The sequence below is a fragment of the Rubripirellula amarantea genome (genome assembly GCF_007859865.1).
Taxonomy (GTDB): Bacteria; Planctomycetota; Planctomycetia; order Pirellulales; family Pirellulaceae; genus Rubripirellula; species Rubripirellula amarantea.
Window position 1 is genome coordinate 1 of sequence record NZ_SJPI01000007.1, and the last position, 4,996, is coordinate 4,996.

The 4,996-nt window shown below is 55.8% G+C and carries 4 protein-coding genes; 1 reads left to right on the top strand and 3 read right to left on the bottom strand.

What is annotated here, in order from left to right:
• Positions 1-757: 757 nt before the first annotated feature.
• The 3 genes from Pla22_RS25060 to Pla22_RS25070 form a co-directional block, all read right to left on the bottom strand.
• Positions 758-1,060, bottom strand: a complete 303-nt coding sequence (locus tag Pla22_RS25060; RefSeq protein ID WP_146517651.1) for a type II toxin-antitoxin system RelE/ParE family toxin — start codon at positions 1,058-1,060, stop codon at positions 758-760.
• On the bottom strand, positions 1,057-1,266 hold the full coding sequence (locus Pla22_RS25065; RefSeq protein WP_146517652.1) for a hypothetical protein: 210 nt from the start codon (positions 1,264-1,266) through the stop codon (positions 1,057-1,059). The genes Pla22_RS25060 and Pla22_RS25065 overlap by 4 nt, the downstream gene beginning before the upstream one ends.
• 632 nt (positions 1,267-1,898) lie before the next feature.
• On the bottom strand, positions 1,899-2,276 hold the full coding sequence (locus tag Pla22_RS25070; protein ID WP_146517653.1) for a hypothetical protein: 378 nt from the start codon (positions 2,274-2,276) through the stop codon (positions 1,899-1,901).
• Positions 2,277-3,544: 1,268 nt separating this feature from the next.
• Here Pla22_RS25070 and Pla22_RS25075 point away from each other — a divergent pair.
• Positions 3,545-4,987: an IS4 family transposase gene (locus tag Pla22_RS25075; RefSeq protein WP_456239041.1), complete on the top strand. Its 1,443-nt coding sequence runs from the start codon at positions 3,545-3,547 to the stop codon at positions 4,985-4,987.
• Positions 4,988-4,996: the final 9 nt, after the last annotated feature.

Consider the following 4,996-nt stretch of genomic DNA (forward strand, 5'->3'; position numbering starts at 1 on the left):
TGCAAGCCATGCACATCATGGCAACGTGCTGGCTCGCTTTCGGACCTGGAGCGAATCAAAGATGTGTGTAACAACGAGGGTGGCGGCGAACGACGTGCAAGCAGACGAAAGAAGCAACCAGCGCCACTCCGGTGCATGTCTTGGTTATCCGTCCGATAGTTTACGAGGCAGACTGCCACTCACGAAGCGTCCAGTCGCAACGCCAGTTTAACGAAGGAGTTGCGGGTACGTCAAATTCGCCGACGATGATGGCCCGGAAGGGACAAAATCAATCGTCGTCGGCGAATTTGACGTTCCCGCAAGGGGTTGAAGCGGTGAAAAGTGTTCCAACAGGGTCGTCCGTTCCAGCAGGCATTGGCTACGAAGTTGTGGTGGGAAGCACCTTGGAGGCGACGACGTTCCGTATCGGCGACGATCAATGAAGATGCGTGACCAAGAAAGATCGTCGCCGATACGGTACGTCGTCGCCGGATGTGCAAGCAAGGGGAAAAGCGCAGAAGCGGAGTTCGAGCATGGATGATTTGGAAACACTGCGACCAGAGTGAATCGTTGCAACGTGCTCGACGTTGCGAAACAAGACACGGCCCAAACGGTCTACGGGCCGGCCATTGGTCGTCAGCGTCTGGATACCGACGTTCAGCGTTGAAGCGAAACGACCGCGCACCGAGTCGGATAACGGTTCGGTTCAGCGGGTGGCGGGAGTGCACGTGCAAGCAAACAGAAAAGCCGACTACCGCCACTCCGTTGCAACCGTTGGTTATCCGTTTACAGGCGGTTCTTTGGTTAGCGTCACGGATCCGTGAACGACCGCTAGTATCCGAACCTCGCGCTCAAGGATCAAATGGATGATGCGATAGGAATCCGAGAACACTTCGCGGATGTCATCGCGACCATACTCCGGAACGACAGACCCAGATTTCGGGAAGCGTTTTAGTTGCGGGTCAGGCCGTCGAAAAATGCGATCGGAAACCGACGCAGCATATTCCGGCGATGTTTGTGCTATGTAATCGTAAACGCCGATGAGATCGGATGTCGCCTTTTCAGTCCATCGCAGTTTCATGCGGTGTGCTTCGCCTGTGCGGCGGTGAGACGCTCGCGGACGTCTGGCGTTTCCAGCAGTCGCCCGGCGTCACTGTCAGCTAGCCCCAGGTCAATTTGCTGTCGGACGTAAAGGTGGTATTGCAGTTGCTCCCAAGTGACGTCATCGGGAAGCCCCTGAAGCACCAAGGTCGCCGCGTTTTTCGCGTTGGATGTAGTAGTTTGCATGCAGGTCCCTAATTTAGTGGCAGAGCTACAGTATAGAGTGTCAGCCGTAGCTGAGCAAACGGAGCGATTTCAGTCGGATAACGTTGCGGATCACCGGGCGACGGGAAACCGCGTTCTTGTAAAAAGGAAAACCGGACCACCGTCGCTCCGTGTGCATCCGATGGTTATCAGGCGAAAGTGGCGTTCGGGACAATCGCCAGTCCTAGTTTTCGGCCGGCGGACAGCGAGTATAGCGAAATTGCAGAGGACCGAGCAAAGCAGTGACGGCCCGCATGGGAAAGCAACGACGGAACGTCGCCAGTCGCCATCGAGGATGTTCTGCGCGAGCAGTAAACAACGCCGGGACGGCGATACGATGAATCGAGCATTGAATTTCGGAAATGCCGATCATTGAAATTGAGGTTAGTGGCAGTCAAACAAACGCGAGACAGGCGGCGTTCCGCCCGTTGGGTAGCACGATCAATACGAGCAACCGTCTGGAGAAAGTCGGTGATCTGTGCTATGCTAACGATGAACTCGGGTCAGCCGGATAACGCCCGGGATCACCGGGTACGGAGAGAAAAGTCAACCATCACAGAAAATCGCGCAAGCCGTACTCCGGTGCATCCCATGGTTATCCGCGATTGTAAACGTCATTTGGAATCGGCTTCAGGCCCTTGGCACGCACGCAATTGGGTCTCAAGTTCCTGGATACGTTGCTTAAGCCTGACGTTTTCACGAGAAATCTCATTGAACGCCTTTGCGACACTCTTGAGCTGGTATTTCGGGTCGCTGAGATTCGGGTTTGTCCGATACAGAGGGCGTTCGCCGGATACGTTCTCAAGCCGAATGCGAGCATCGGCGTCGAGTACGCTGGGATGAGACCCCCCAAGTGCGTCCGCGATCTGGTCACGCTTTACTTGGAGCAGGAGGTTCCCAGTTTGCGGTGATTCTCCGCTAGCAATCCAGCAACAGGAGAGCACGAAAGAGAAGCCAAGCAGGGACAATCGTTTGAGTTTCATGATTACCATGGGAGACAGGTGCTAAGTGCAGATAGAAGCGAGCATTTCAGTCGGATAACGGTCGGGATCACCGGGCCGGGAGAGTAAAGGTAACCATCAGAAAACGCCCGCAAGCCCGGCTCCGGTGCATCCCATGGTTATCCCTTCGCGAGGCGTCAGGAGGCGACGGGCATGGGCAAGGCATCGGCGGGACGCCGCCGGCATGGATCGAGTATAGCGTGCCGCGTGAGGCATGAGCAAGTTCAGCATTGGCCGAGCATGGAAACGAAAACGAAGGGGCGAGGAAACACCAAGTACGTCGCGATTGGGATGCCGTAAAGAAGTGGGCAAAGATCCCAATCGCGACGTTCTTGGTGTTTCCGTAGGGTGGCAGCGGAGAAAAGCGTGCCAACGGAAAAACAGCCGCAAGCAAGTCCGAGCAATCAAAGCGGTGCATCGACGAATGAGTCCACGACGTTCCGCAATCGCCGGCGACAAACGATCAGCGTGACCATAGAAGCGTCGCCGGCGGTTGCAGTACGTCGTGGACGGGGCCGCAAGCAAAGTGGAAAACGTGGAATCACCAACACGAGCATCCCTGCCAGTTCCCGCAACCTTGGGAGTCAGCGAGAACCGCAGGCGATCGACCATTCGGGCCGCAAGTAAATGAAGCGAAGCAACGCGTTGAAGCGGATGACAAATCACGCAGGCGGAAAATTGGTCGGGCCAGAATTGGTGGAACCCGCAGAGGTCGCGAGCAATCGAGCACTTGAGTGGGATAACGTCCGGATTCACCGGGCGGGTAGAGGTTTGGCAGAGCGAAGCGAACGAGCGACACACGCCCGCTCCGAGTGCAACCCTTGGTTATCGCCTTTTTCAGAGCCATTCGCAAAGGTAGCACTACAGCACAGTCTAACATCCGGACCGAGGACAAGTTTGTGAGGTGAAGCGGGTTTGGTCGAGTGATTGAGGAGACCGCCAAATCGAAGTGCTACCAAACGGCCGACGTTCAAGCGGTGATCAAAATGGTTGAGTCAGAACAGCCTTCTGCCCCGTGGGTGACAGCAACCATCAAGCAGATGAGCCATCGCCGCTGGCGAAATGTTCGCGGGTCAATGCTAAGGAGCGATAACGTTACCAATCACCCGGCGGCGACTTTGTTGTTACACACAAGTTTGTCATTTGCCCAATTGTGACGTTGGCTCATCTTTCGGGTCAAGCTAAATTGCTGAGTTCGCGTCACGGATGGATAGGTTGTTTGGTCACGGAGGTGTCAGGCGATGGCAAGTCAGTGGGTCATGGATGAAATGGAAACGGCTGATCTTCGTGATAAGCGACTTGAGCGTCGCTTGGTCGAACTGCTCGATACGCTTTCCCAATCCTCAACGGCGAGCATCCCGGCAGCCTGCCACGATCGAGCCGAGATGGTCGCCGCGTATCGTTTTTTCGACAACGACAAAGTCGGCTTCGAAGAAGTGCTAGCACCCCACATAGACGCCACCTACGCCCGGCTCAGGCAACAGAGAGTCGCGTTGTTGGTGCAGGACACCACGGAATTGGACCTGACTCGGCCGAGCAGTGAAGTCGAGGGTGCCGGACCGATGGCGCACGGTCGACGTAGCGGAGCCTTCATGCATCTGCTGCATGCTTTCACGCCCGACGGCACACCGCTGGGGAGTGTCGCGGCGGAAGCCTGGACGCGNGAGCCCAAATCGNGCANGCCTCAAGCCAAACGTGGCTCAAGTGAAAAGCGGGTTCAAATCCAAAGAAGACCGTTTGAAGAGAANGAGACCTATCGTTGGCTGACCACGTCGCAGCACTGCGCGGAGGTCAAGAACGAGTGCCCAAAAACTCAGCTCGTGATGCTGGCTGATCGAGAATGCGATATCACCGAAGTGTTGGACTATTGCCGCAGCCAAAGCGACTTCGACTGGGTCATTCGAATCGACGGAAGCCGTGTTTTGAACAAGGAGAAGTTTCGAGACCAAACGATTGCGATCCGTGAAGAACTGGCAGGCCGAAAAGCTCTCTATCAACAAACCCTTGACATTCGCGCCCGAACCGCCTGGGGCAGTGAAACGATCAAGCATCGTCCCGGCAAAGCCGATCGGAAGTCTCGTGAAGTAAAGGTGTCAATACATAGCGGTCAGATCACGCTTAACGATCCTCGCGTCGGGCGCTACGACGGAGTCACCGTCAATGCGGTCTTGGTTCGCGAAACGCGCCCGGGCAAACGCGATGAACCTATCGAATGCTTGCTGCTGACAAGCCTGCCGATCAAGACTCGCCAACAAGCGGAACTTGTGATTGCGTACTATTTGATGCGTTGGATGATTGAGATCTTTTTCAAAGTACTCAAGAGTGGCTGCAAGATTGAGTCACGTCGTTTCGAGCACATTGACCGCTTCCTGCCCTCGCTGGCGCTGTACATGATCATCGCGTGGCGAAGCCTCTACGTCTGCCGGGTCAGTCGTTCGCACGCTCAAGAATCATGCGAGCGGGTTTATAGCGAAGCTGAGTGGAAGAGCGTGTGGCAGGTGGTTCGCAAGAGTCGCCCACCTCGCAAGCCTCCGACGCTAATGGAGATGACCAAGATCGTTGCGGAACTGGGCGGTTACATCAACCGTAAGAACACCGGGCCTCCAGGCCCTCAATCAATGTGGATCGGCTTGCAAGCCATGCACATCATGGCAACGTGCTGGCTCGCTTTCGGACCTGGAGCGAATCAAAGATGTGTGTAACAACGAGGG